This is a genomic window from Actinoplanes sp. TBRC 11911 (genome assembly GCF_012933445.1).
Taxonomy (GTDB): Bacteria; Actinomycetota; Actinomycetes; order Mycobacteriales; family Micromonosporaceae; genus Actinoplanes.
This window is the reverse complement of record NZ_JABBNC010000088.1, coordinates 1-491: the sequence shown is the minus strand read 5'-3', so window position 1 is coordinate 491 and position 491 is coordinate 1. Positions and strand designations below refer to the sequence as shown.

General features: G+C 65.0%; 1 protein-coding gene. It reads left to right on the top strand.

Annotated elements, in window-relative coordinates:
• A partial coding sequence (locus HH310_RS43015; protein WP_169181555.1) for a substrate-binding domain-containing protein occupies nt 1-491 on the top strand: 491 nt, incomplete at both ends.

The following is a 491-nucleotide window of genomic DNA, read 5'->3' as shown; positions in this document are numbered from 1 at the left end:
GACAAGGCCGTCAAGCCGAAGGTGGCCGAGCTCAACGGCTCGCCGACCGACAACAACGCGACCCTGTTCGCGCAGGGCTACAACTCGGTTCTCGACCCGAAGTACCAGTCGGGCGAGTACGTCAAGGGCCCGAACCAGAGCGTTCCGGACTGGGACAACGCTCAGGGCGGCACGATCTTCGAGCAGATGCTGACCGGCAACCGGGACATCAAGGGCGTCCTGGCCGCGAACGACGGCCTCGGCAACGCGGTCATCTCGGTGCTGAAGAAGAACTCGCTGAACGGCAAGGTGCCGGTTACCGGCCAGGACGCTACCGTTCAGGGTCTGCAGAACATCCTGGTGGGCGACCAGTGCATGACGGTCTACAAGCCGATCAAGCAGGAGGCGGACGCGGCCGCTTCGCTGGCTGTCTCGCTGGCCAAGGGCCAGAAGCCGACCACGGCGACTGGCACGACGACCGACCCCGAGTCGAAGAAGACCGTTCCCTCGGT